This is a genomic window from Actinokineospora inagensis DSM 44258 (assembly GCF_000482865.1).
Taxonomy (GTDB): domain Bacteria; phylum Actinomycetota; class Actinomycetes; order Mycobacteriales; family Pseudonocardiaceae; genus Actinokineospora; species Actinokineospora inagensis.
Window position 1 is genome coordinate 49,089 of record NZ_KI519518.1, and the last position, 24,221, is coordinate 73,309.

The 24,221-nt window shown below is 70.8% G+C and carries 26 protein-coding genes; 5 read left to right on the forward strand and 21 right to left on the reverse strand.

Translation table 11 applies throughout. The features are described from left to right. Window positions 1-12: 12 nt before the first annotated feature. The 13 genes from nuoK to H504_RS0129845 form a co-directional block, all read right to left on the reverse strand. Window positions 13-312, reverse strand: a complete 300-nt coding sequence (nuoK, locus tag H504_RS0129785; protein WP_026425775.1) for an NADH-quinone oxidoreductase subunit NuoK — start codon at window positions 310-312, stop codon at window positions 13-15. Then, window positions 309-1,136 (reverse strand): NADH-quinone oxidoreductase subunit J, encoded by an 828-nt coding sequence (locus H504_RS0129790; protein WP_026425776.1) that lies wholly within the window; start codon window positions 1,134-1,136, stop codon window positions 309-311. The genes nuoK and H504_RS0129790 overlap by 4 nt, the downstream gene beginning before the upstream one ends. 8 nt (window positions 1,137-1,144) lie before the next feature. Then, window positions 1,145-1,672 (reverse strand): NADH-quinone oxidoreductase subunit NuoI, encoded by a 528-nt coding sequence (nuoI, locus tag H504_RS0129795; protein WP_026425777.1) that lies wholly within the window; start codon window positions 1,670-1,672, stop codon window positions 1,145-1,147. After that, window positions 1,669-2,967: an NADH-quinone oxidoreductase subunit NuoH gene (gene nuoH, locus H504_RS0129800; protein WP_026425778.1), complete on the reverse strand. Its 1,299-nt coding sequence runs from the start codon at window positions 2,965-2,967 to the stop codon at window positions 1,669-1,671. Before nuoH ends, nuoI begins: the two co-directional genes overlap by 4 nt. Then, complete coding sequence (locus tag H504_RS0129805; RefSeq protein WP_026425779.1) at window positions 2,964-5,405, reverse strand: NADH-quinone oxidoreductase subunit G; 2,442 nt, start codon at window positions 5,403-5,405, stop codon at window positions 2,964-2,966. The genes nuoH and H504_RS0129805 overlap by 4 nt, the downstream gene beginning before the upstream one ends. Next, entirely contained in the window at window positions 5,402-6,694 is a 1,293-nt protein-coding gene (gene nuoF, locus H504_RS0129810; RefSeq protein ID WP_026425780.1) for an NADH-quinone oxidoreductase subunit NuoF, read from the reverse strand. The genes H504_RS0129805 and nuoF overlap by 4 nt, the downstream gene beginning before the upstream one ends. Next, window positions 6,691-7,551: an NADH-quinone oxidoreductase subunit NuoE gene (gene nuoE, locus H504_RS0129815; protein ID WP_026425781.1), complete on the reverse strand. Its 861-nt coding sequence runs from the start codon at window positions 7,549-7,551 to the stop codon at window positions 6,691-6,693. Before nuoE ends, nuoF begins: the two co-directional genes overlap by 4 nt. After that, window positions 7,548-8,873 carry an NADH-quinone oxidoreductase subunit D gene (locus H504_RS0129820; protein ID WP_026425782.1) on the reverse strand — a complete coding sequence of 442 codons (1,326 nt, stop codon included), beginning with the start codon at window positions 8,871-8,873 and terminating at the stop codon, window positions 7,548-7,550. Before H504_RS0129820 ends, nuoE begins: the two co-directional genes overlap by 4 nt. Then, window positions 8,870-9,670, reverse strand: coding sequence for an NADH-quinone oxidoreductase subunit C (locus H504_RS0129825; RefSeq protein ID WP_026425783.1), 801 nt, complete (start codon window positions 9,668-9,670; stop codon window positions 8,870-8,872). The genes H504_RS0129820 and H504_RS0129825 overlap by 4 nt, the downstream gene beginning before the upstream one ends. A 9-nt stretch (window positions 9,671-9,679) precedes the next feature. Continuing rightward, entirely contained in the window at window positions 9,680-10,231 is a 552-nt protein-coding gene (locus tag H504_RS0129830) for a NuoB/complex I 20 kDa subunit family protein (protein WP_026425784.1), read from the reverse strand. Between the two features lie 15 nt (window positions 10,232-10,246). After that, window positions 10,247-10,633 carry an NADH-quinone oxidoreductase subunit A gene (locus tag H504_RS0129835; RefSeq protein WP_026425785.1) on the reverse strand — a complete coding sequence of 129 codons (387 nt, stop codon included), beginning with the start codon at window positions 10,631-10,633 and terminating at the stop codon, window positions 10,247-10,249. Window positions 10,634-11,168: 535 nt separating this feature from the next. Then, complete coding sequence (locus H504_RS0129840; protein WP_026425786.1) at window positions 11,169-11,921, reverse strand: alpha/beta fold hydrolase; 753 nt, start codon at window positions 11,919-11,921, stop codon at window positions 11,169-11,171. A 63-nt stretch (window positions 11,922-11,984) separates the two neighbouring features. Further along, window positions 11,985-12,815 carry an inositol monophosphatase family protein gene (locus tag H504_RS0129845; protein WP_026425787.1) on the reverse strand — a complete coding sequence of 277 codons (831 nt, stop codon included), beginning with the start codon at window positions 12,813-12,815 and terminating at the stop codon, window positions 11,985-11,987. A gap of 176 nt (window positions 12,816-12,991) precedes the next feature. Here H504_RS0129845 and H504_RS0129850 point away from each other — a divergent pair, with 176 nt between their 5' ends. From H504_RS0129850 to H504_RS0129860, 3 genes are read left to right on the forward strand one after another with little or no spacing between them, the layout of a single operon-like run. After that, window positions 12,992-14,107 (forward strand): glycosyltransferase family 4 protein, encoded by a 1,116-nt coding sequence (locus H504_RS0129850; RefSeq protein ID WP_026425788.1) that lies wholly within the window; start codon window positions 12,992-12,994, stop codon window positions 14,105-14,107. A gap of 3 nt (window positions 14,108-14,110) precedes the next feature. Continuing rightward, a complete protein-coding gene (locus H504_RS0129855; RefSeq protein ID WP_026425789.1) occupies window positions 14,111-15,220 on the forward strand; it encodes a glycosyltransferase in 1,110 nt (369 codons plus the stop codon). A gap of 25 nt (window positions 15,221-15,245) precedes the next feature. After that, entirely contained in the window at window positions 15,246-15,938 is a 693-nt protein-coding gene (locus tag H504_RS0129860; protein WP_026425790.1) for a demethylmenaquinone methyltransferase, read from the forward strand. Here the strand turns inward: H504_RS0129860 and H504_RS0129865 are convergent. Continuing rightward, window positions 15,935-16,363: a hypothetical protein gene (locus H504_RS0129865; RefSeq protein ID WP_169735481.1), complete on the reverse strand. Its 429-nt coding sequence runs from the start codon at window positions 16,361-16,363 to the stop codon at window positions 15,935-15,937. The two genes, H504_RS0129860 and H504_RS0129865, sit on opposite strands and share 4 nt — an antisense overlap. Further along, the gene (locus tag H504_RS39140; protein WP_051386399.1) at window positions 16,360-17,100 is read right to left on the reverse strand and encodes a DUF4328 domain-containing protein; all 741 of its coding nucleotides are present in this window, start codon (window positions 17,098-17,100) and stop codon (window positions 16,360-16,362) included. The genes H504_RS0129865 and H504_RS39140 overlap by 4 nt, the downstream gene beginning before the upstream one ends. Window positions 17,101-17,203: 103 nt before the next feature. On the opposite strand from H504_RS39140, the gene H504_RS0129875 reads away from it, so the two are divergent. Beyond that, window positions 17,204-18,496, forward strand: a complete 1,293-nt coding sequence (locus H504_RS0129875) for a geranylgeranyl reductase family protein (protein ID WP_026425792.1) — start codon at window positions 17,204-17,206, stop codon at window positions 18,494-18,496. A gap of 210 nt (window positions 18,497-18,706) precedes the next feature. Next, window positions 18,707-19,291 (forward strand): DUF3800 domain-containing protein, encoded by a 585-nt coding sequence (locus H504_RS37715; protein WP_051386400.1) that lies wholly within the window; start codon window positions 18,707-18,709, stop codon window positions 19,289-19,291. Window positions 19,292-19,567: 276 nt separating this feature from the next. Here H504_RS37715 and paaE read toward each other — a convergent pair whose 3' ends face one another. Genes paaE through H504_RS0129910 form a run of 6 tightly spaced genes read right to left on the reverse strand, consistent with a single transcriptional unit; the run spans window position 19,568 to window position 23,725 of the window. Continuing rightward, a complete protein-coding gene (gene paaE, locus H504_RS0129885; RefSeq protein WP_026425793.1) occupies window positions 19,568-20,620 on the reverse strand; it encodes a 1,2-phenylacetyl-CoA epoxidase subunit PaaE in 1,053 nt (350 codons plus the stop codon). Between the two features lie 2 nt (window positions 20,621-20,622). Beyond that, a complete protein-coding gene (paaD, locus tag H504_RS0129890; protein ID WP_026425901.1) occupies window positions 20,623-21,114 on the reverse strand; it encodes a 1,2-phenylacetyl-CoA epoxidase subunit PaaD in 492 nt (163 codons plus the stop codon). Continuing rightward, a complete protein-coding gene (gene paaC / locus H504_RS0129895) occupies window positions 21,108-21,992 on the reverse strand; it encodes a 1,2-phenylacetyl-CoA epoxidase subunit PaaC (protein WP_026425794.1) in 885 nt (294 codons plus the stop codon). The genes paaD and paaC overlap by 7 nt, the downstream gene beginning before the upstream one ends. A gap of 12 nt (window positions 21,993-22,004) precedes the next feature. Continuing rightward, window positions 22,005-22,292 (reverse strand): 1,2-phenylacetyl-CoA epoxidase subunit PaaB, encoded by a 288-nt coding sequence (paaB, locus tag H504_RS0129900; RefSeq protein ID WP_026425795.1) that lies wholly within the window; start codon window positions 22,290-22,292, stop codon window positions 22,005-22,007. Next, complete coding sequence (gene paaA / locus H504_RS0129905; RefSeq protein ID WP_026425796.1) at window positions 22,289-23,212, reverse strand: 1,2-phenylacetyl-CoA epoxidase subunit PaaA; 924 nt, start codon at window positions 23,210-23,212, stop codon at window positions 22,289-22,291. The genes paaB and paaA overlap by 4 nt, the downstream gene beginning before the upstream one ends. Window positions 23,213-23,254: 42 nt before the next feature. Beyond that, a complete protein-coding gene (locus tag H504_RS0129910) occupies window positions 23,255-23,725 on the reverse strand; it encodes a DUF3592 domain-containing protein (protein WP_035306933.1) in 471 nt (156 codons plus the stop codon). Window positions 23,726-24,221 lie beyond the last annotated feature (496 nt).

Below are 24,221 nucleotides of genomic sequence, written 5' to 3' on the forward strand. Positions count from 1 at the left end.
CGGAGGTTCCCCTTAGTACTTCAGCAGGTTGGAGTCGTCGACCGAGGCGGTGCGGCGGGTCCGGAAGATCGACATGATGATGGCAAGACCGACCACGACCTCGGCCGCGGCCACCACCATGACGAAGAACGCCATGATCTGGCCGTTGAGCGAGCCGTTGATCCGCGCGAAGGTCACCAGCGACAGGTTCACCGCGTTGAGCATCAGCTCCACGCACATGAACACGACGATGGCGTTGCGGCGCACCAGGACGCCGACGGCGCCGATGGTGAACAGCAGCGCGGACAGCAGCAGGTAGTACGTCGGGGTCACGACTCCTCCTTGCCTGGGACGAGCGCGCGGGCGTCCGGGCCGGGCAGGGTGCCCGCGACGGCCTTGCGCTCCTCGTCGAGCTTCGCCGAGGCGGTGGCGTCGATGAGCCGGGACAGCGACTCCTCGGCGACCGAGCCGTCGGGCAGCAGCGCGGGGGTGGCCACCGAGTTGGAGGTGGCGAACACGCCGGGGCCGGGCAGCGGCGACGGGCGGTCGTGCTCGCCGCGGAAGCGGGCCTCGACCAGTTCCTTCTGCGTCTTGCGGCCGCGCAGGTGGCGCTCGACGTAGCCGAGCACCATGGCGCCGACGGCGGCGGTGATCAGCAGCGCCGAGGTCAGCTCGAACGGGAACACGTAGTCGGAGAACAGCGCCCGGCCGATGTTGGCGACGTTGCCCTTGCCGCCGTTGGCCGTCTCACCGGCGAGGCCGACCGGCCGGACGTCGTTGAGCGCGCGGGCGACCGCGGCCACGACCAGCACGGCGAGCCCGACCCCGAGCACGGTGGCCCACAAGCGCTGCCCGCGCAGGACTTCCACGACGGAGTCCGACGAGTCCCGGCCGACCAGCATGAGCACGAACAGGAACAGCATCATGATCGCGCCGGTGTAGACGATGATCTGCACGAACCCGAGGAACGGGGCCTGCTGCACCAGGTAGATCACGCCGAGGCTGAGCATGGTCAGCACCAGGAACAGCGCCGAGTGCACCGCGTTCTTGGCGAAGATCATGCCGAGCGCGCCCGCGAGCGCCAGCGGGCCGAGCACCCAGAAGGACACGGCCTCGCCGGTGGACACGTGGTTCGCGGCTTCCTGGGCCAGCAGCATGGTGGCGCTCACTTGGTCGCCTCCGCGTTGCGGGCCAACTGCGGGCCGTTGACGTAGTAGTCCTGCTCGTTGTCGCCGAGGCGCATCGGGTGCGGCGGCTGCTCCATGCCGGGCAGCAGCGGCGCCATGAGCTGTTCCTTGGTGTAGATCAGCCGCTGCCGGTCGTCGTCCGCGAGCTCGAAGTCGTTGAGCATGGTCAGCGACCGGGTCGGGCAGGCCTCGATGCACAGGCCGCAGCCGATGCAGCGCAGGTAGTTGATCTGGTAGTCGGCGCCGTAGCGCTCACCGGGGGAGAACCGCTGCTCGTCGGAGTTGTCGCCGCCCTCGACGAAGATCGCGTCCGCCGGGCAGGCCCACGCGCACAGCTCGCAGCCGACGCACTTCTCCAGCCCGTCCGGGTGCCGGTTGAGCTGGTGGCGGCCGTGGTAGCGGGCGGCGGTGCCGGGGAAGTTCTCCGGGTACTCCTCGGTGACGACCTTCTTGAACATCGTCGAGAAGGTGACCCCGAAGCCCTTCAGGGGGTCCAAGATGCTCACTGCTGCGCCTCCTTGTCCGCGCCCGCGCCGACCGCGGCCTTCTCCCGCCTGCGCCGGGTCCTCGGCTTCAGGTCGGCCTTGGTGGGCACCTGCAGATCCAGCGGCGGGACCGGGTAGCCGCCGCCGGTGACCGGCACGACCGGGCCGTCCGAGCCGGGCGCGGTGCGCTCGGGCAGCAGGAACGCCAAGCCGATGAGCACCAGCAGCACGATGCCGCCGGTGACCAGGATGGTGTTGGTGGAGATCTCCGCCTCGTTGCGGATCGCCCGCTGGGCGACCACCAGCAGGATCCACACCAGGTTGGCCGGGACCAGGACCTTCCAGCCCAGCTTCATGAACTGGTCGTAGCGCATCCGGGGCAGCGTGCCGCGCAGCCAGATGAACACGAACAGGAAGACGGCGGTCTTGCCGAAGAACCACAGCAGCGGCCACCAGCCGGTGTTGAAGTAGTTGTGGTCGATCAGCGAGATCGGCCACGGCGCCATGTACCCGCCGAAGAACAGCGTGGTGCAGAACGCCGAGACGATGACCATGTTGACGTACTCGGCGAGGAAGAACAGCGCGAACTTCATCGAGCTGTACTCGGTGTGGAACCCGCCGACCAGTTCGGACTCGGCCTCGGGGAGGTCGAACGGGGCGCGGTTGGTCTCGCCGACCATCGAGATGAAGTAGATGACGAAGCTCGGGATCAGCAGGTAGAAGTACCAGCCGCCGTGCTGCGCGTCGACGATGTCGCCGGTGGACAGCGACCCGGAGAACAGGATGACCGCCACGATGGACAGGCCCATCGCGATCTCGTAGGAGATCACCTGCGCCGCCGAGCGCAGACCGCCGAGCAGCGGGTACGGCGAGCCGGACGCCCAGCCCGCCAGCACGATGCCGTAGACGCCCATCGACGAGCAGGCCAGCACCACCAGCACGCCGACCGGCAGGTCGACCAACTGCAGCACGGTGCGCTCGCCGAAGATGGAGACCTCCGGGCCGAACGGGATCACCGAGAACGCCACGAACGCCGGGATGGTGGACATGATCGGGGCCAGGAAGTAGACCTTCCGGTCCGCCGTGTCCGGGATGATCTGCTCCTTGAACGGGAGCTTGATCGCGTCCGCGATGGACTGGAACCAGCCGCCGGGGCCGACCCGGTTCGGGCCGGGCCGGTGCTGCATCCTGGCCACGATCTTGCGCTCCAGCACGATCATCGCCATGGTCGAGAGCGCGCCGAGCAGCAGCAGCACCACCGCCTTGATCAGGATCAGCCAGATCGGGTCGTCGGCCAGGAGTTCTGCCCTGGTCATGAGTTGCCTCCACTCACCGTCACCACGGCGCCGTGGCCGACCCCGAGGGTGCGGCGCACGGTCGAGCCGGGCGAGTTGCCCGGCAGCCAGACCACGCCGTCGGGCAGGTCGGCGATCTGCACCGGGACGGTCAGCGCGCCCCGGTCGGTCGACACGGTGGCGGTCCCGGCCACCCCGAGGTCGGTCGCGGTCTTGGCGTTGAGCCGGGCGAACACCGGTCGGGCGGTGCCCGCCAGGTGCGGCTCGTCGTCCTGCATGGACCCGTTGTCCAGCAGTTGCCGCCAGGTCGCCAGCACGGCCTGCCCGGCGGCCGGTTCGGCCACAGTGGACGGTGCGACGTCCGGGGCGGCCGCGCTCGTGGCGACCGAGCCGAGCCGGGTCAGGTCGGCGCCGCTGGCAGCGGGGGTCTGGGTGAACAGGTCGACGTCCATCTCGACGGCGAGCGAGTCCAGCACCCGACCGTCCGGCAGCGCGCCGGTGCCCTCCAGGGTGTGCCCGAACGCGCGGCGGCGGCCCTCCCAGTTGAGGTAGCTGCCGGACTTCTCCACCGCGGGGGCGATCGGCAGCACCACGTCGGCGAGCGCGGTCGCCGCGCTGTGCCGCAGTTCCAGGCTCACCACGAACCCGGCCTCGGCGATGCCGCGCACCGCGAGCTCCGGGTCGGCCAGGTCGAGCGGGTCGACCCCGCCGATGACCAGCGCGTCCAGCTTGTGGTTGTCCAGGGCGGTCAGGATCTCGTCGGTGGACCGGCCCGGGGTGGCGGGCAGCGCCCCCTCGGCCAGGCCCCACGCCTGCTCGACGGCGGCGCGGGCCGCGGCGTCGGTGACCAGGCGGCCGCCGGGCAGCAGGTTCGGCGCGGCGCCCGCGTCGAGCGCGCCGCGCTCACCGGCCCGGCGCGGGATCCAGGCGACCTTGGCGCCGGTGGCCGCGGCCAGCCGGAGCACCGCGGTCAGCAGGCCGGGGACCTGGGCGGCGCGCTCGCCGACCAGGATGACCGACCCGGCCGCGCCGAGCGCCTCGGTGACGTCCGGGGCGTGCGCGGCGAGGCTGTCCAGTGCGGCGGGCTCGCTGCCCGGCACGCAGGCCAGCAGGGTGCCGTTGGTCTTGGTGACGCTCGGGGTCGTCCACTGGCCCAGGTGGAACACCCTGGTCCGGTTCTTCCTGGCCGCCTTGCGCAGCCGCAGGAACACGATCGGCGCCTCTTCCTCCGGGTCGAGCGCGACCAGCAACGCGGCCGGTGCCTTCTCGATGCCGGTGAAGGTGACCCCGGTGTCCGGCGTCGTACCGACCACGGTGGACGCCAGGAAGGCCAGCTCCTCGGCCGAGTGCGGCCGGGCGCGGAAGTCGACGTCGTTGGTGCGCAACGCGATCCGGGCGAACTTGGCGTAGGCGTAGGCGTCCTCGACGGTCAGCCGACCGCCCGCCAGCACGCCGACGCCGCGGCCGTCGCGGGCCTTGAGCAGCCCGGCCGCGGCGACCTGCAGCGCCTCGGTCCAACTGGTCTCGACCAGCTCACCGGTGCGCTCGTCGCGGACCAGTGGCCGGGTGACCCGGTCGCCCGCGTTCGCGTAGCGGAACGCGAACCGGCCCCGGTCGCAGATCCACTCCTCGTTGACCTCGGGGTCGTCGCCCGCGAGCTTGCGCATCACCTTGCCGCGCCGCCAGTCGGTGCGCTCCGCGCAGCCCGACGAGCAGTGCTCGCAGACGCTCGGGGTGGACACCAGGTCGAACGGGCGGGACCGGAACCGGTAGGCGGCGCTGGTGAGCGCGCCGACCGGGCAGATCTGGATGGTGTTGCCGGAGAAGTACGACTGGAACGGCTTCTCCTCGGCGATGCCGATCTGCTGCTGCGCGCCGCGCTCAAGCAGCTCGATGAACGGGTCGCCCGCGATCTGCGCGGAGAACCGGGTGCAGCGCTGGCAGAGCACGCAGCGCTCGCGGTCGAGCAGCACCTGGGTGGACACCGGGATCGGCTTGGCGAAGGTCCGCTTGGTCTCGACGAACCGGGATTCGGTGCGGCCGTGCGCCATCGCCTGGTTCTGCAGCGGGCACTCACCGCCCTTGTCGCAGATCGGGCAGTCCAGCGGGTGGTTGATCAGCAGCAGCTCCATCACGCCCTGCTGCGCCTTGTCCGCCACCGGCGAGGTCCGCTGCGTCCGCACCACCATGCCGTCGGCGACGGTGATCGTGCAGGATGCCTGCGGCTTGGGCATCGGCCGCCCGCCCATCTCGACCTCGACCAGGCACTGGCGGCAGGCACCGGCCGGGTCGAGCAGCGGGTGGTCGCAGAACCGGGGGATCTGGATGCCCAGCCGCTCGGCGGTGCGGATGACCAGCTCGCCCTTGGGGGCGTCCACCTCGTTGCCGTCGATGACCAGCCGCACGTGCCCGTCCGGCACCGGCCTGGTCGCGGTGGGGTTCTCGGGCGCGATGGTCATGACTGCGCTCCTACGAGTGCGCGGTTCTTGTCGCAGAGCGCCAAGAACTCGTCCCGGAAGTACTTGATGCCGCTGGTGATCGGGCTGACCGCGCCGTCACCGAGCGCGCAGAACGAGCGGCCCAGGATGTTGTCGCAGATGTCGAGCAGCGTGTCGATGTCGGACTCGGTGCCCTTGCCATCGACCATCCGCTCCAGGATGCCGGTGAGCCAGTAGGTGCCCTCGCGGCACGGGGTGCACTTGCCGCACGACTCGTGCTCGTAGAACTGGGTCCACTTCATCACCGCCCACGGCACGGACACGGTCTCGTTGAAGACCATCACCGCGGTGGTGCCCAGCATCGACCCGGCGGCCGCGGCGCCCTCGAAGTCCAGCGGGACGTCGAGGTGCTCGGCGGTGAACATCGGGGTCGAGGAGCCGCCCGGGGTCCAGAACTTCAGCGGGACGCCGTCCTTCATGCCGCCTGCCAGCTCCAGCAGCTCGCGCAGCGTGGTGCCCAGCGGCGCCTCGAACTGGCCGGGGTTGGTCACGTGCCCGGAGATCGAGTAGATCTTCGGGCCGGGGGACTTCTCGGTGCCCATGGTGCGGAACCAGTCGGAGCCGCCGTTGATGATGAACGGCACGCTGGCGATGGTCTCCACGTTGTTCACCGTGGTCGGCGCCGCGTAGAGACCGGCGGCGGCGGGGAACGGCGGCTTGAGCCGGGGCTGGCCGCGGCGGCCCTCCAGCGAGTCCAGCAGCGCGGTTTCCTCACCGCAGATGTACGCGCCCGCGCCCGCGTGGACGGTGATCTCCAGGTCGAACCCGGAGTCCAGGATGTTCGCGCCCAGGTAGCCCGCCGCGTGCGCCTCGCGGACCGCCGCGTTGAGGCGGCGGATGCAGTGCAGGGCCTCGCCGCGCACGTAGATGAAGCAGTGGTGCGACCGCATCGCGTAAGAGGCGATGATGCAGCCCTCGATGAGCGAGTGCGGGTCGGCCATCATCAACGGGATGTCCTTGCAGGTCCCCGGCTCGCCCTCGTCGGCGTTGATCACCAGGTAGTGCGGTTTGTCCTCGTTGGGCGGCATGAACGACCACTTGATGCCGGACGGGAAACCGGCACCACCACGGCCACGCAGACCGGAGGCCTTCACGACCTCGACGAGCTGTTCCGGGGTTCCCGCGAGCGCCTTGCGCAGCGCGGTGTAGCCCTCCAACTGCTCGTAGGTCTTGATGGACCAGGAAGTCGGGGACAGCCAACGCTTGGTCAACACCGGGGTGACCGGCGCGGGCTTGTTCGCGGTGGTCACTTCTTCTCCACCTCCGGAAGCGGCGGGTTCGGCATGGCAGGAGCGGTCCACCCGCGGTCCTCGGCCAACTTGGCGCCGCGCAGGGTTTCCACCGCCGCGCTCGGGCCGTCCACAGTGGACCGGTAACCGGCCTCGTCGTCCGGCCAGAACCCGGCCAGCTCCAGCTCCGCGGTGCGGAAGTCGCGCAGCGGCGCGCCCCGGGTCGGCGCGGGCTTCTCGCCGCGCTGAAGCGCCTGGACCAGGTCCAGCGCCGTCTCCGGGGTCTGGTTGTCGTAGAACTCGTAGTTGACCTGGATCACCGGGCCGAGGTCGCAGGCCGCCAGGCACTCGGCGTGCTCCAGCGTGATCGACCCGGTCGAGCCCGGCTCACCCGCGGTCTCGTTGTGCCCCAGGCGCTTGCCGCCCTCGCCGAGGTGCTCACCGAGCCGCTGGTAGATCTCGTCGCCGCCCAGCACCGCGCACAGGGTGTTGGTGCACACGCTGACCAGGTGCTCACCGCAGGTCTTGCGCTTGTACATGGTGTAGAAGGTCGCGACCGCGCTCACCTCGGCCGCGGTCAGGTTCAGCTCGCGCGCGCAGAACTGGATGCCCGCTTGGCTCACCCGACCCTCGACCGACTGCACCAGGTGCAGCATCGGCAACAGCGCCGACCGCGACTGCGGGTACCGCGTGATGATCGCCCGCGCCCGCTCGGTGGTCACCCCGTCGAAGACCGACAGGTCCTCGACCACCTCGGCGACCAGGTGCCCGGCCGGGACCGGGGACACCCCCAGCACGTCGGTGTCCGGCGCGCTCGCCTGGTGGGTCGTACCCGCCCCGACGCTGGAGCCACCGTACGTGGAACCGGTGCTGCTCAACGGTCACACCCCCCCATCACCGGGTCGATCGAGGCGACGGCCGCGATCACGTCGGCGACCATGCCGCCCTCGGACATCGCGGGCATCGACTGCAGGTTCACGAAGCTGGGTTCGCGCACGTGCACGCGCACCGGGCGGGTTCCGCCGTCGGACACCAGGTGGTAGCCCAACTCGCCGCGCGGCGACTCCACCGGCACGTACACCTGGCCCGCCGGGACCTTGAAGCCCTCGGTGACCAGCTTGAAGTGGTGGATCAGCGACTCCATCGACTGGCCCATGATCTTGCGCACGTGCTCGAGCGAGTTGCCCATGCCGTCCGGGCCGATGGTCAGCTTCGCGGGCCAGGCCACCTTCTGGTCCTCGACCATCACCGGACCCGGCTCCAGCTTCTTGAGCGCCTGGTTGATGATCCGCAGCGACTGGTGGATCTCCTCGACCCGCAGCAGGTACCGGGCGAACGAGTCCGCGTCCGGCGAGGTCGGGACCTCGAAGTCGTACTCCTCGTACCCCAGGTACGGCTCGGTCTTGCGCAGGTCCCAGCCCAGGCCTGCCGAACGCAGGATCGGGCCGGTGACCCCCAGCGCCAGGCACGCGTCCACCGGGAGGTAGCCGACGCCCTTGAGCCGGTTGCGCCAGATCGGCTGCCCGGTGAGCAGCTTGTCGTAGTCCGGCAGGCGCTTGTTCATCACCTGCAGGAACTCGCGGACCTTGGTCTCGTACCCGTCGGGCAGGTCCTGCGCGACCCCGCCGGGCCGGATGAACGCGTGGTTCATCCGCAGGCCGGTGATGAACTCCAGCAGGTGCAGCGCTTCCTCGCGCTCGCGGAAGCCCGCGGTCATCGCGGTCAGCGAGCCCAGCTCCATGCCGCCGGTGGCCAGCGCCACCAGGTGCGAGCTGATCCGGTTGATCTCCAGCAGCAGCACCCGGATGACCTGCGCCCGGCGCGGCGCCTCGATGCCGAGCAGCTTCTCCACCGCGAGGCAGTAGGCGGCCTCGTTGGACAGCGGCGCCAGGTAGTCCATCCGCGTCACGAAGGTGACGCCCTGGGTCCAGGTGCGGTACTCGCAGTTCTTCTCGATGCCGGTGTGCAGGTAGCCGATGACGCTGCGGGCCTGGGTGACCGTCTCGCCCTCGAGTTCGAGCACCAGGCGGAGCACGCCGTGCGTTGACGGGTGCTGCGGACCGAGGTTGATCACGATCCGCTCGTCGTGGATCGCGTCCTCCAGCACGGTGTCCCAGTCGCCCCCGGTGACCGTGTAGACGCGGCCCTCGGTGGTGTCCCGGCTGTCCGCATCCTGGATGTTGTCGTGGCTGGTGGTCACGAGTACGACCTCCGCTGGTCCGGCGGAGGGATCTCCGCGCCCTTGTACTCCACCGGGATGCCGCCGAGCGGGTAGTCCTTGCGCTGCGGGTGGCCGTCCCAGTCGTCCGGCATCAGGATCCGGGTCAGCGCGGGGTGGCCGTCGTAGACGATGCCGAACATGTCCCACGCCTCGCGCTCGTGCCAGTCCGCGGTCGGGTAGACCCCGACCACCGAGGGGACGTGCGGGTCGTCCACGTCGACCGCCACCTCCAGCCGGATGCGGCGGCGGAAGGTCATCGAGGTCAGGTGGTAGACCGAGTGCAGCCGCTGCGCGATGTCCACGCCGTAGTCCACTCCGGACACCGAGCTGCACAGCTCGAACCGCAGCACCGGCTCGTCGCGCAGCAGGCCGCACAGCGCCACCAGGTGGTCGCGCTGGACGTAGAACGTGATCTCGCCGCGGTCGACGGTGATCTGCTGGATCGCCTCGCCGGGGATCTCGCGGGTGGCCATCGCGGCGGTGAGGTCGTCGACGAACTCGTCGAACCAGCCGCCGTAGGGGCGCTCCGCCGGAGCCGGGCTGTAGCCGGGCAGCACCAGACCGCCGAAACCGGAGGTGTCGCCGGTGCCCGCGACGTTGAACATGCCCTTGCGGGTGCGACCGGCCTGGACCGGCTCGGCCGGGACCGGGGCCCGGTGCGCGGCGACCGCGTTCGGGTCCTGCAGGCCCTCGGTCGGCTGCTGCGCGCTGGAGTGCGCGGCGCCGGTGTCCTTGCCCGCGTCGGCCGCCGGGGTGGTGGGGTTCTCGTCAGCCATCAGTTCGGGTCACTTCTTCTTCGCGTACTTCACGGAAGAGGGGATCAGCTCGGTGCGGGCACCACTGGCGGCGCGGATCGCGGCGCGGGTGGCGTTGATCGGCTCGTCGCCGATCTTGGCGTGCAGCTTGAGGATCGCGTCGAGCAGCATCTCCGGCCGCGGCGGGCAGCCCGGCAGGTACATGTCGACCGGGACGACGTGGTCGACGCCCTGCACGACGGCGTAGTTGTTGAACATGCCGCCGGACGACGCGCACACGCCCATCGCCAGCACCCAGCGCGGCTCGGCCATCTGGTCGTAGATCTGGCGCAGCACCGGGGCCATCTTGTTGGTCACCCGACCGGCCACGATCATCAGGTCCGCCTGGCGCGGCGAGGCGCGGAACGCCTCCATGCCGAACCGGGCGATGTCGTAGCGCGGGCCGCCGGTGGTCATCATCTCGATGGCGCAGCAGGCCAGGCCGAAGGTCGCGGGCCACAGCGAGTTCTTGCGGCCCCAGTTGACCAGCTTCTCCAGGCTGGCCAACAGGATCCCGTTGGGCAGCTTCTCCTCGAGTCCCATGTCGTCCGCCCCCTTTCAGTTCCAGTCGAGCCCGCCGCGCCGCCACACGTAGGCGTAGGCGAAGCCGACTGTCGCGATGAACAAGAAGATCTCGACCAGGCCGAAGAGACCGAGGATGTCGGCCGACACCGCGAACGGGTAGAGGAACACCATCTCGATGTCGAACAGGATGAACAGCATCGCGGTCAGGTAGTAGGCGACCGGTACCCGACCACCGCCGACGACCGGCTGCGGCGACGGCTCGATGCCGCACTCGTAGGCCGCCAGCTTCGCCCGGTTGTAGCGGCTCGGCCCGACCAGCGGACCCAACAGCGCGGAGAAGATCGCGAACGCCGCCGCCAGCGCGAACATGACGACGAGGGGCAGGTAGAGCCCCAGGTTCGACACATCCGGCGGCCGCACTCCCGGCGCCTGGGCGAGCGACTCCGTCAGCAAAGGCCTGAGCGTGGGCACCTCGGTCGTCCTTTCCCGCGTCCTCTGGCCGGAACCCTATGGGCCCTGGGTCACACCACCGTCGGTTAGGTGGCCCTAACTGACCGTGCGTTCGACTTGTGAAAACATTCACAAGCCAGATACGAAGTTGTGAACGGCTTCACAAGCATCGGGCCCAGTGTAGGACCTTGCTCACAGCCGGGACTCGGACCCCCTCGGCAACTCTCCGTGAACACTCGATGATCCTTTCCGACGCACTGACCAGCGCTAACGCACCGCTTGCACCAGCTAACAGACCAATTCGAGCACCATGGGGAACCCTGGCAATGAATTCTGGTATGGAGTACGGAATCGCGCCCATTGCCGAGCCCCCGGCCACACTTCCGAGTGAGAACCAGTTCCACCGCCACAGATTCCACGGCCCCCGAACAGTTCGACCGCCGAAAACACCCGGCGAACGTCCGCAGAGTTCAGCCGAGCGGATTACCCCCGACCGGTGGCTCGACTAGGCGCTGAAGAACCTCAGCAGCTCGGGCGCGAGCACCTGGACGTCCACGTTGTGCGTCTGCTCGGGCAGGGTCACCACCGTCGCGGCGGGCAGGGTGGCCGCGAGGCCGGCGGCGGCGTCGCGGAGGAACGGCGGGCTGGCCGCGCCGTCGGCGACGAGGGTGGGCACGGCGAGGTCGGCCAGGTCGGGGATGGCGCCCTGGGCGACGATCCGGGCGTCGTAGGACAGTGTGTGGGCGAGACCGACCAGGTAGGGCCACGCGGGACCCTGGCGCATCCCGTCGATGGCCGCGTCGGGCATGCCGGTGATCCGGAGGAACGCCTCCACGGCCTCCTCACGGCGGCCGGAGGCGGCTCGGGCGGCTTGGGCGGTGGCGAAGTCCTCCGAGGACACGTTGTCGAACGGGGGCTCGTACACGGCGACGCGGGTGATGGGAGCACCGCGGTGGGCGGCGAGGAGAGCCAGGATGCCACCGGAGGACATGCCGTAGACGTAACCGCCGCCAACGGCTTCCAGCACGGCGGCGAGGTCGGCGATCTCCTTGTCGACGGTGTAGTCCGGCGTGTCGCCACTGTCGCCCCGGCCCCGGCGGTCATAGGAGACGGCGGTGAACTCGGCGGACAGGAGAGCGCCCAGGCCCGCGGTGGAGTTGCGGTCGTTGAACGCGCCGCCGACGAGGACGACGGGAGTGCCCGTGCCCACCGCCTCGTAGGCGATGGGAGTGCCGTCGGCGGAGTGGACTGTCTGCATGGATCTCTCCCTGAACTGTGGAACCGCCGGTGTCACCGACCGCACGGCCGCACAGTACGCGCGCTAGGCGACAGTCTCCTGCCACCAGGACAGCACCGTCTCGGCGACGCCGGGCGCGGCGACGAGCAGCCCGTCGACCGGCAGTGGCGCGTCCTGGCCGTGTCGGTCGAGCACCGCGGCGCCGGACTCCAGGGCCAGCGCGACCGCCCCGGCGACGTCCCACTCGTGGTAGCTGTGCAGGACGGCGGCGGCCGCGTGGCCGAGGGCGACCTGGGCGACGGCCAGCGCGGCCGACCCGAGCACCCGGACCCCGGCGTGCGCGGCGGCGGCGCGCTCGATGAACCCGCCCATGCCCGGCCAGGGGCCGTTGCGGGCCAGTTCGGTGCACACGATGGTGCCCGCCGTGGTGGTGCGGTCGGTCAACTGGACGCGGACACCGTTGGCGCGGGCGCCGCGGCCGCGGGCGGCGGCGTAGATCTGGGCCCGGTACGGGTCGGCGACCACCCCCACCACCGGGCCCTCGGCGTCGACCAGGGCGAGGCTGTAGGCGCACCACGGCACGCCCGCGATGTAGTTGGCGGTGCCGTCCACCGGGTCGACGACCCAGCGGTACTCGGCGGAGTCGGAGCCGAGGTCGGCGCCGAACTCCTCGCCGACGACGGGTATGCCGGGGAACTCGGCGGTGAGCACCCGCCGGGTGTGGCGCTCCAGGATGCGGTCGGTGTCGGTGACCCAGTCGAACGGCGTGTCGAGCACGACCGGCCGTGCGCCGCGGCCCGCGGTCGCGGTGATCACGTCGGTGGCGTCGTTGGCCAACCGGCCCGCGACCTCCAGGGCCCTCGAGAGCAGCCCAGGCTCCACTGGCTTGCGCGAGCGGGAGTGCAAGAGCGTCATGCCAACCTAGAGTGACCACACCGTGTGGCCGGTGGACGTCCGGAACATGAAAAGCCGGCTAGCGCCCGGCCAAAGTTGGTCATTCCGGCGGTACCCACCTGCTGTTCCGGTGTCGTTCGCCGCCGCGTCACGCTGGTGACTACCGGAAAGCAGGCGCGAGGTGCCACGGTCGGTGCGTGCGTGTGGCGATCGTGACCGAGAGCTTCCTGCCCCAGGTGAACGGGGTGACGAACTCCGTTCTCCGGGTACTCGAACACCTCAACCAGCGCGGGCACCGGGCGATGGTGATCGCGCCGGGCGCGGGCCCCACCCGGCACCTCGACGCGGACGTGGTCCGGGTGCGCGCGGTGGACCTGCCGGTGATCACCTCGCTGCCGATCGGGCTGCCGAACCGCAAGATGGTGACCGACCTGGCCGAGTTCGCCCCGGACGTGGTGCACCTGGCGTCGCCGTTCGTGCTGGGCGCTGGCGGGCTGTGGGCGGCCAAGAAGCTCGGCGTGCCGACGGTGGCGGTGTACCAGACCGACGTCGCCGGGTTCGCCGCGTCCTACGGCCTGAGCCGGGGGGCGCGGGCGGCGTGGCGGTGGATCCGCCGGATCCACTCGGGCGCGGACCGGACACTGGCCCCGTCGACCGAGGCGGTGCGGGACCTGACCCGCAACGGGGTGCCCCGGGTGCACCGGTGGGGTCGCGGGGTGGACGTCCGCCGGTTCGCGCCGGAGCGGGTGGACCGGGACCTGCGGGCCCGGCTGGCGCCGAACGGGGAGCTGCTGGTCGGCTACGTCGGTCGGCTCGCCCCGGAGAAGCGGGTGGAGCACCTGGCGGCGCTGGACGGGCGGCCGGGCGTGCGGGTGGTCGTCGTCGGCGACGGCCCGGAGCACGACCTGCTGCGGGAGCGGATGCCGAACGCGGCGTTCCTGGGGTTCCGCGAGGGCGCCGACCTGGCGGCCGCGTACGCGAGCCTGGACGTGTTCGTGCACACCGGCCCGCACGAGACGTTCTGCCAGACCGTGCAAGAGGCGATGGCGTCCGGGCTGCCGGTGGTCGCGCCGGACGCGGGCGGCCCGCGGGACCTGGTCGACCACGGCCGGACCGGGTTCCTCCTGGACCCGGAGCGGTTCCCGGAGCAGTTGGTGCCCGCGGTCGACCGGCTCTCCGACGCGCTGCTGCGCCGCCGGATGGGCGCGGCGGGCCGGTCGGACGTGCAGGGCCGCACGTGGAGCGCGGTGTGCGAGGAGCTGCTCGGGCACTACGACGCGGTGACGTTGGGGAGACGGTCGAAGGCCGCCTGAGCCATGCGGATCGTGCAGCTCGCCAACTTCTACGGCCCGCGGTCGGGTGGTCTGCGCACCGCACTGCACCACCTCGGCGCGGGGTACGTGGCGAGCGGGCACGAGGTCGTGCTGGTGGTGCCGGGTCGCCGGACCGGGGACGAGCGGCTGCCGACCGGGGTTCGGCGGATCACGCTGCCCGCCCCGCGCATCCCGGGCACCGGCGGCTACCGGGCGGTGGACCCGATGCGGGTGTCGGCGCTGGTGGCGCGGCTGCGGCCGGACCGGCTGGAGGTGTCCGACCGGCTCACCCTGCGCGGGATGGGGCGGTGGGCGGCGGAGCGGGACATCCCGAGCGTGGTGATCTCGCACGAGCGGTTGGACCGGCTGCTGGAGCAGTTCCTGGTGCCGGGCCCGCTGGCGCGCCGGGTGGCCGACGCCGCGAACCGGCGGATGGCCGCCAACTACGACACGGTCGTGTGCACCACGGGTTTCGCGCGGGCCGAGTTCGACCGGATCGGGGCGGCCAACGTGGCGCGGGTGCCGTTGGGGGTGGACCTGACCACGTTCACCCCGACCCGCCGGGACGGGGCGCTGCGGTCGGAGTTGGCCCAGGGCGCGGACGCGCTCATCGTGCACTGCGGTCGGTTGTCCCCCGAGAAGCACGTCGAGCGCAGCGTCGACGCCCTCGCCGAGCTGCACTCGTCGGGCGGCAACGCGCGGTTGGTGGTGGCCGGGGACGGGCCGCGGATGGGCGCGTTGCGACGGCGGGCGGCGGGTCTGCCGGTGACGTTCCTGGGTTTCGTGGCGGACCGGGCGGATGTGGCGCGGCTGTTGGCGACGGCGGACGTGTCGTTGGCACCGGGTCCACATGAGACGTTCGGGTTGGCGGCGTTGGAGGCGTTGGCGTCCGGTACGCCGGTCGTGGTGTCGGAGTCGTCAGCGCTACCGGAGATCGTCAACTCCGAGTGCGGCCAGGCCGTGGCCGATGACGCGTTCGCCTTCGCCGGGGCGGTGGAAGGGCTGTTGTCGGTGCCCGAACGGGACCGCCGGGCGGCTGCCCGCGCGCGGGCCGAGGAGTTCGACTGGTCGAGTTCGGTGCGCGGCATGCTCACCGCGCTGAGCCTCGGCTGAGGCGGCCTCGTAGTCTTCGCTCATGATGGCCCGCGCCGGTCTGGACAAGAACCCCCGCGACATCGCCGAGATGTTCGACGGGGTCGCGCAGGGGTACGACCGCACCAACACGGTCATGACCCTCGGTTTCGACCGCCGCTGGCGGGAGACCACCCGGCAGGTTCTCGACGCCTCCCCCGGGGAGAAGGTGCTCGACCTGGCCGCCGGGACCGCCGTGTCCACGGTGGAGTACGCCCGCTCCGGCGCCTGGTGCGTCGCCGCCGACTTCTCCCTGGAGATGCTGCGCGGCGGCACAGGCCGGGGTGTCCCCCGGGTCGCCGCCGACGCCTTCCACCTGCCGTTCGCCTCGGACGCCTTCGACGCGGTGACCGTGTCGTTCGGCCTGCGCAACATGGCCGACACGGTCGCCGCCCTCGCCGAGATGTACCGGGTGGTCCGCCCCGGCGGCCGCCTGGTCATCTGCGAGGTCTCCCAACCCCCGGCGCGCCCCGTCCGCTGGCTCTACCGCAACACCGTGCTGCGCGGCCTCCCCCTGGTCACCAAGCCGTTCTCGTCCAACAGCGAGGCCTACTCGTACCTGGCGGAGTCCATGCGCGACTGGCACGACCAGCGCGCGGTCGCCGAGCTGATCGCCCAAGCAGGCTGGCAGGACGTCGAATGGCTCAACCTCACCTTCGGCGTCGTCGCCCTCCACCGCGCGGTCAAGCCCAAGGACTAGAGACTGGAGACGATCAGTCCGAGCACCCAGAGGATCGTGAACACCCCGGCCGCGACGAGCAGCTTGCCCAGCCGGTCCCGCCGCTTGCGGACGAACACTTCGCGCACCCCCAGCGCGAGGAACACCGCGACCCCGCCGGTGAACACGACCGTCACCACCGGGCTGACCGAGAAACCCCAGACCACCAGCGCGACCACGCCCGCGAACAGCCCGAGCGAGACACCGGCGACGATCGACCCGACCACGACCTCACCGACAGCCTCGACCAGGAACTCCCCGATCGCCCGGAGCACCCGCGGCCGTCCCCCGCGCGAGCGCGGCGGCTTGGTCCGCCGTGCGGCCGCCACCTCGGCGCAAGCCCGCGCGATGGCCTCGTCCCGGTCGGACACCTCGTCCACCTCGCTTACCGGACTCACCGGGCTCACCGGATGAGGTCGCGGCCGTCCTGGCGGCGGTCGACCCGCCACATGATGTAGATGACCAGCAGCGCGGACAGGCCCGCGAGCCCGGCGCTGGCGGCGTCGGCGAAGAAGACGTTCTCGAAGGTCTGCACGGAGCTGTCGCGGGTGAGCAGGTTCACCGCGAACAGGTCGACCAGGTGCGTGGCGACGAACAGCACCCACCAGATCCCGACGACCTTGCCCGCCGGGACGGTCCGCAGGTCGGCGCCGCGGGCGGGGGTGTCCGGGCGGCTGGCCCGCCACACGTCGGCGAGGACCATCTGCGGCAGCCACAGGTTGCCCAGCGGGATGAACCAGGACAGCACCGCCCAGCGGATCCGCAGGCGCTGCGGGGCGTCGCAGATGCGGGCCGAGTTGACCCTGGCCCGCCACAGCCACATCAGGAACGCGACGCCGGAGAGGGCGACCCCGGCCAGCCAACCGTAGGACAGCCAGGTGCTGCGGTCGTTGGCCTGGCGGAGCTGGTCCTCGGTGACGGTGGGTACCGCGGAGAACACGTCCCGCACCAGCCAGTACGACCGCCACGCCTGCCACGCGGCCAGCCCGGCGACCGCGGTGGTGGCCAGGACCAGCGCCGACGTGACGAACCGGGCGCCGCGGGCCGGGCGGGCCCTGGGTAACTCGGTGGGCAACTGGATGGCCCGGATCCCCAGCGCCGGGGTGGCGGTCAGGTCCGGGTCGGTCAGCTCAGGGTTGCTCATGGGCCCTCCGTGCGTTCCCCGGTGGATCGCTGATCACAGCCGGGGCGTTTCACGCCACTACTAGAGTGGACCCGGGTACGTGAAGGCTTTCACAAGGAGCGCGATGAGCACCACGGTCGGCCGCCGCAAAGCTGGCGAGGACGCTGAGGTCATCGTGGTCGGCGCCGGTCCAGCCGGTTCCACCGCGGCGACCTACCTGGCCAGGGCCGGGCTCGACGTGCTGCTGCTGGAGAAGAGCACCTTCCCCCGGGAGAAGGTCTGCGGCGACGGACTCACCCCACGCGGCGTCAAGCAGCTCATCGACCTCGGCATCGACACCCGCGAGGAGGCGGGCTGGCTGCACAACCGCGGCCTGCGCGTCGTCGGCGGCGGCATCACCCTGGAACTCGACTGGCCCGACCTGGCGTCGTTCCCCCCGTACGGTGTGGTCCGGCCCCGCCAGGACTTCGACGAGATGCTGGCCCGCACCGCCCAGCGCGCCGGTGCCCGGCTGCTCGAACACACCACGGTCACCGGCGCGATCGTCGACGGCGGCCGCGTCGTCGGCGTCACCGCCAAGGCCGGGCCGGACAAGGCCCCGGTCACCTACCGCGCCCCGATCGTCCTCGCCTGCGACGGCGTGTCCGCCCGGCTCGCCCTGTCGGTCGGCCTGGACAAGATCGACAGCCGGCCGATGGGCGTCGCCGTCCGCCGCTACTACGCCAGCCCCCGCAGCAAGGACGACTACCTGGAGTCGCACCTGGAACTGTGGGACCGCACCGACCCGGCCAACCCGGTCCTGCTCCCCGGCTACGGCTGGATCTTCGGCATGGGCGACGGCACGGTCAACGTCGGCCTCGGCATCCTGTCCACCTCGAAGGCCTTCGGCAGCACCGACTACCGCCACCTCATGCGCTCCTGGCTCGACGGCACCCCCGAGGAATGGGGCTTCCGCGAACCCAACGCCCTCGGCAAAATCGGCGGCGCCGCCCTCCCCATGGGATTCAACCGCACCCCCCACTACCGCGACGGCCTCCTCCTCGTCGGCGACGCGGGCGGCATGGTCAACCCCTTCAACGGCGAAGGCATCGGCTACGCCATGGAATCCGCCCGCCTCGCCGCCGAATGCGTGATCCAGGCCCTGGCCAGAGCCGAAGGCCCCGCCAGGGAACGCGCCCTGCACGGATACCCGGTGGCACTGAAACAAGCCCTCGGCAGCTACTACCGCCTCGGCAACGTCTTCTCCCGCCTCATCGGCAACCCCACGGTCATGGGCATCGCGACCAAATACGGCCTCCCCCGCAAAACCCTGATGAAACTCGTGCTGAAACTCCTGGCGGGCCTCTACGACACCAAAGAAGGCGACACCTACGACCGCCTCATCACCGCAGCCACCAAGGTCACCCCAAGCGCATAGGGCACCCGGACATGCGTAAGGCCAGGGTCCCGGTCTGCCCCGGGGAGCACCTGGCCTTGCGACTCGCCCACCGCCCACGACGGTGAACTCCCGACGCGGAGACTAGTACGCGCAACCCAAGACCGCCTGATCGCCGCTATCGGGTCACCCGAGCGCGTAAGGCATATGCCTCGATCGGGTGAGGAGTTTTCGAGTTCCTAGCCTTACCAGGTGCTCCCCATCCCCCAAGCCTTCGCCGACGAGTCGCACTTCACCGTCGAACAGGGCGGTTCGTACATCCTCGGCGCTGTGATCGTCGCGGAGCCTCAACGCGAAGCGATCCGAGAGGCCATGCTCGAACTGCGCGGGCGTCACCGACGCGGCAAGTTGCACTGGCATGACATGAAGGTCCAGGCGCGGCTCAATGCCGTTCGGACCCTCGCGGCGCTGGGCGGCAGCTACGTGGTGGTGACAGGTACTCCGGTCTCGGTGACCGATCAGGAACGTGGTCGGGCGAAGTGCCTGGAACGCCTGGTCGTCGAATTGCACGATCGCGGTGTGGCTGATCTCCGCATGGAAGGTCGCACCCGACAACTGAACGGCCGCGACATCCGGGTGGCGACGAAAGCCCGGTACAACGACCTCTACAAGGGCGTGCAGTTCGCGATCACCCACCTGCCTGGCAGCAGCGAACCGCTGCTGTGGGCTGCTGACATCCTGGCGGGGGTGGTCCACGCGAGGATGGCGGGCGTGCCCGAACTGTGGGCGTTGCTCGCGCCGCAGGTGGTCGAGAGCGCTGTGCTGTTCAGACAGTGACACGGCCGCCGAGCCCTGAAAATGCGTAAGACCAGGGTCCCGGTATACCCCGGGGAGCACCTGGCCTTGCGACTCGCCCACCGCCCACGACGGTGAACTCTCGACGTAAGACTAGCCGAGTTCTCTCGGTTCGTCATCTCAGCAGGTATTACACGTTCGGGTGACATGCGTAAGGCCAGGGTCCCGGTATTCCCCGGGGAGCACCTGGCCTTGCGACTCGCCCACCGCCCACGACGGTGAACTCTCGGTGGTCAAGGTACCTGATGGACCGTGAAGTCACGCGTCGAAGTCGACTGTGACTGTGTCGCTGGTCGGGATGCCCTGGCAGGTGAGGATGAAACCGGCGTCGAGTTCGTGTTGTTCCAGGGCGTAGTTGCGGCGCATCCGCACGTTGCCGGTGGTGACTTTGGCTCGGCAGGTGCCGCACACCCCGCCACGGCAGGCGAAGGGGAGGTCGGCGCGGATGCGTTGGGCGGCGTCGAGGATGGGTTCGTCGCGGGGGAGGGTGAGGGTGGTTTCGCGGCCGTCGAGGGTGATGGTGACGGAGGCGGTTGGGCCGTCGGGGCGACCCTCGGGGCGTTTGGGCTCGGGTGGGGGTGCGTCGACGTAGAAGAGTTCGCGGTGGATGTGGGTCGCGGGTACGCCGCGGGCCTTGAGCACCGCGTAGGCGTCTTGGACGAGGCCGAACGGTCCGCACAGCCACCAGTGGTCGATGTCTTCGGCGGGCACGACCCGTTCGAACAGGGCTGCCAGGCGCGCGGAGTCCAGCCGCCCGGAGAACAGTTCGACGTCGCCCGGTTCGCGGGACAGCACGTGCACGAGTTGGAGTCGGCTGGGGTACCGGTCTTTGAGGTCGGCCAGTTCCTCGGCGAACATGACGGTGTCGCTGCGGCGGTTGCCGTACAGCAGCGTCACGCGCGTGGACGGGGTGGCCAGCACGGTGGCGGCGATCGACAGCACCGGTGTGATCCCGGAACCCGCCGCGACGAGGCCGTGGTGGCTGCCGGGCTCGACGGCGGGTGTGAAGGAACCCTGTGGTGGCAACACTTCCAGCACGTCACCCGGCTTGAGCGAGTCGACGAGGTGCGCCGAGAACAGCCCGCCGTCGACCCGCCGGACGCCGATGCGCGGGGCCGCGCCCGCCGGGGCGCAGATCGAGTACGACCGGCGTTCCTCGCGTCCCGCCACGTCTTGGCGCAGCGTCAGGTACTGGCCCGCGCGGAACGCGAACCGGTCGCCGAGGTCGGCCGGGACGGCGAAGGTGATCGCGACGGCGTCGTCGCACAGGCGGTCGACGGCGGCGACCGGGAGGGGGTGGAAGGCGCGCACGATCACAGTTCCTTGATCTGCTCGAACGGTTCCCGGCAGTCCTCGCAGCGGCGCAGGGCCTTGCACGCGGTCGAGCCGAACCGGGACAACTCGGTGGTGCGCGCGGACCCGCACCGCGGGCACGGCACCCGCCGGGCGGGCGGCTCCAGGTTCAACGGCACCGGCCCGACCGCACGCGGACCGACCCGCTGCGGCGGCGCGATGCCGTGGTCGGCCAGCTTGCGCCGCCCGTCCTCGCTGATCCAGTCGGTCGTCCAGGCCGGGTGCAGGACCGTGCGGACCTCGACGGCGGCGTAACCGGCGTCGGTGAGCCGGGTGACCAGGTCGGCGCGCATCTCGTCCAGCGCGGGACAGCCGGAGTACGTCGGTGTGATGGTGACCGTCACGCGATCACCGTCTTCCCGGACGTCGCGCAGGACCCCGAGGTCGGCGAGGGTGAGCACCGGCAGTTCCGGGTCGAGCACCTGCTCGGCGACCTGCCGCGCGCTCACCAGACCGCTCCCGGCGTCGACCGGGCGATGTGCTGCATCTCCGCCAGCAGGAAGCCCATCGCCTCGGTGTGCACGCCGTCGCGGCCCGCCTGACCGGCCAGCGGGGCGACCTGCCGAACTTCCGGCCGGTCCAGGTCCGCCGCGCCGAACACGGTGTCGATGACCTGGTCGAACTCGGCGCGCAGGGTGGCCGGGTCGACCGCGACACCGGGCAGTGCGGCCTCGACCGGGTGGGTGGTGAACAGCTCGTCGGTGAACGGCCAGACCCGCTCCAGACCCGCGATCATCCGGGCGCGGGAGACGTCGGTGCCGCCCGCGAGCCGCAGCACCCACTGGGCGGCGTGGTCGCGGTGGTAGGCCAACTCCTTGACGCCCTTGGCGGCGACGGCGGCGAGCACCGGGTCCGCGGAGGCGGTCAACTGACCGAGCAGGGCGAGCCGCCAGGTGGAGAGGACGAGCAGCCGGGCGATGGTGGTGCCGAAGTCGCCGCCCGGACCGGGGCCGCAGTCGATCTCGGTGAGCCGGACGTTGCGGAACTCCCGCTCGTCGCGCAGGTACGCGAGGGTGTCCTCGTCCCGGCCCGCGGCCTCGACCTCGCCCGCGCGGGTCAGCAGCAGCCGGGCCTGGCCGAGCAGGTCGAGCGCGATGTTCGCCAGCGCGACGTCCTCTTCCAGCTCGGGCGCGCGGGAACACCACTCGGCGAGGCGCTGCGAGTAGACGAGGGCGTCGTCGCCGAGCATCAGGCAGTACGCGGCGAGGGCGGCCCGGTCGACGTCCGGGATGGCGCGGTCGACCCCGGCGAGCGCGGCGGTGAAACCGGTGCCGAAGGCCCAGTGCCGTTCCTCGCCCGCGTCGGTCAGGCCGTCGTACGCGTTATCCATCGGCGGGTCCGTTCACAGGTGCGGGACGTCCTCGGGGATCGAGTAGAACGTCGGGTGCCGGTAGACCTTGTCGCCGCTCGGGGCGAAGAACGGGTCCTTCTCGTCCGGGCTGGACGCGGTGATGTGGTCCGCCTTCACCACCCAGATGCTCACGCCCTCGTTGCGCCGCGTGTACAGGTCGCGCGCGTTGCGCAGCGCCATCTCGTCGTCGGGGGCGTGCAGCGAACCCACGTGCACGTGGTTCAGACCGCGCTTGCCGCGCACGAACACCTCGTACAGCGGCCACGATGACCTGGTCATGCCGCCCGCTCCTTCTTCCGCGCGTACTCGGCGGCGGCATCGCGGACCCAGGCGCCGTCCTCGTGCGCCCGCCGCCGGTGCGCCACCCGCTGCTGGTTGCACGGCCCGTCGCCCTTGACGACCCGCCAGAACTCGGACCAGTCGATCTCGCCGAAGTCGTGGTGGCCGCGCTCGGCGTTCCACACCAGGTCCGGGTCGGGCAGGGTGACCCCCAGCTTCTCGGCCTGCGGGACGGACATGTCGACGAACCGCTGCCGCAGCTCGTCGTTCGTGTGCCGCTTGATCCGCCACAGCATCGACTGCTCGGTGTTGGAGCTCTCCGCGTCCGGCGGCCCGAACATCATCAGCGACGGCCACCACCACCGGTCGACGGCGTCCTGGACCATGGCCCGCTGCTGCCGGGTGCCGCTCATCATGGTCATCAGCAGCTCGTAGCCCTGCCGCTGGTGGAACGACTCCTCCTTGCAGACCCGGATCATGGCGCGCGCGTACGGGCCGTAGGAGGTGCGGCAGAGCGGGACCTGGTTGCAGATGGCGGCCCCGTCCACCAGCCAGCCGATGACGCCGACGTCGGCGTAGGTCGGCGTGGGGTAGTTGAAGATCGACGAGTACTTCTGCCTGCCCTCGACCAGCCGCTCGGTCAGCTCGGCCCGGTCCGCGCCCAGCGTCTCGGCGGCGGCGTACAGGTAGAGCCCGTGCCCGGCCTCGTCCTGCACCTTGGCCAGCAGGATCGCCTTGCGCCGCAGCGACGGGGCGCGGCTGATCCAGTTCCCCTCCGGCTGCATCCCGATGATCTCCGAGTGGGCGTGCTGGGCGATCTGGCGGACCAGCGTCGCCCGGTACCCGTCCGGCATCCAGTCCCGCGGCTCCACCCGGTGGTCCGCGGCCACGACACGCTCGAACTCGCGCTCCAGGTCCACCCCGCCGATGTTACACCTGACCGCCGATTCCGCGGAGAAGTGTTATATGCGGATCCGCCGACGCGGGCGCAACCTCCGCACGTTCAGGGGACCCCGCCGTCGCAGCCAGTAGAGCACCCCGCCCGCCACCACCCACACGCCCAACACAGCCGTGCTGACCGGCAGGAACGTCAACGCCGCCCCGCGCCCGGCCACCCGCACCAGGTCCGGGTTCCGCTGGTCGTACTCCACCCGCACGACCTGCCCCTCGGCAAGCGCCTCCGGGTACAGCACCCCCACGCTCGGCAGGTGCTCGGCACCGTCCGGGGTCTGGAACCGGACCAGGGTCCGCGTGAACGACACGCTCACCACCTCGGCGTTCGCGTTCCCCGTGTGCGCCTCGATCGCCCCGTCCTCGGTGAACGCCGCCACCACCAACAACACCCCCAAAGCGCCGACCAACCCCGCGACCACGACCGTCACCAACGCCGCGACCGCCCGAGACCGCTCCGACCTGGTGAGTTGCTCGTCCACGGACACGAGCGTATCCGGGACACCCCCACCCACCGACCCACCATCGACGACTCACCACCCCGGCGCTTGATCACCAGCCCCGGCAGCAGGACCGCGACACACCCTCAACCGCGCCGGACAGTGGATCGCGCCAGACAGTGGATCGCGCCGCACACCCAGCCGCCAAAAACCACCGATCCAGTCATTGACGGCTCGCCATCCCGGGTCCACGCAGGGGCCCGCCCACCCGGGGGCCGGGGGCCCATTCCTGAACATATCGCGGAAAGCGACTTGTCAAGGGCGGTCGGGCCAGCCTGTGGATGGGGCCAGGCACTGTGGACAACTCGACAGCGCCGACTCCGGGCACGTGGCGAGCAGGGGGACTCGCACCCGGTTGAGGTTCGCGACCGAGGCAGGCACTCGGGCACCGGGGCGGGCGATCCGATGATCGTCGATGCCCACCCCGTCGGGCGCAACGAGGTGGTCCGAGACCTGGCCGACGCGGTGGAGCAGCGCG

Bases quoted from the DNA above. Each gene is read 5' to 3' on its own strand.
- H504_RS0129790 (WP_026425776.1), bottom strand. From the start codon at position 1,136: ATGCTGCTGGCCCAGGAAGCCGCGAACCACGTGTCCACCGGCGAGGCC.
- nuoH (WP_026425778.1), bottom strand. From the start codon at position 2,967: ATGACCAGGGCAGAACTCCTGGCCGACGACCCGATCTGGCTGATCCTG.
- H504_RS0129805 (WP_026425779.1), bottom strand. From the start codon at position 5,405: ATGACCATCGCGCCCGAGAACCCCACCGCGACCAGGCCGGTGCCGGAC.
- H504_RS0129825 (WP_026425783.1), bottom strand. From the start codon at position 9,670: ATGGCTGACGAGAACCCCACCACCCCGGCGGCCGACGCGGGCAAGGAC.
- H504_RS0129830 (WP_026425784.1), bottom strand. From the start codon at position 10,231: ATGGGACTCGAGGAGAAGCTGCCCAACGGGATCCTGTTGGCCAGCCTG.
- H504_RS0129840 (WP_026425786.1), bottom strand. From the start codon at position 11,921: ATGCAGACAGTCCACTCCGCCGACGGCACTCCCATCGCCTACGAGGCG.
- H504_RS0129845 (WP_026425787.1), bottom strand. From the start codon at position 12,815: ATGACGCTCTTGCACTCCCGCTCGCGCAAGCCAGTGGAGCCTGGGCTG.
- H504_RS0129855 (WP_026425789.1), top strand. From the start codon at position 14,111: ATGCGGATCGTGCAGCTCGCCAACTTCTACGGCCCGCGGTCGGGTGGT.
- H504_RS0129860 (WP_026425790.1), top strand. From the start codon at position 15,246: ATGGCCCGCGCCGGTCTGGACAAGAACCCCCGCGACATCGCCGAGATG.
- H504_RS39140 (WP_051386399.1), bottom strand. From the start codon at position 17,100: ATGAGCAACCCTGAGCTGACCGACCCGGACCTGACCGCCACCCCGGCG.
- H504_RS0129875 (WP_026425792.1), top strand. From the start codon at position 17,204: ATGAGCACCACGGTCGGCCGCCGCAAAGCTGGCGAGGACGCTGAGGTC.
- paaC (WP_026425794.1), bottom strand. From the start codon at position 21,992: ATGGATAACGCGTACGACGGCCTGACCGACGCGGGCGAGGAACGGCAC.
- paaB (WP_026425795.1), bottom strand. From the start codon at position 22,292: ATGACCAGGTCATCGTGGCCGCTGTACGAGGTGTTCGTGCGCGGCAAG.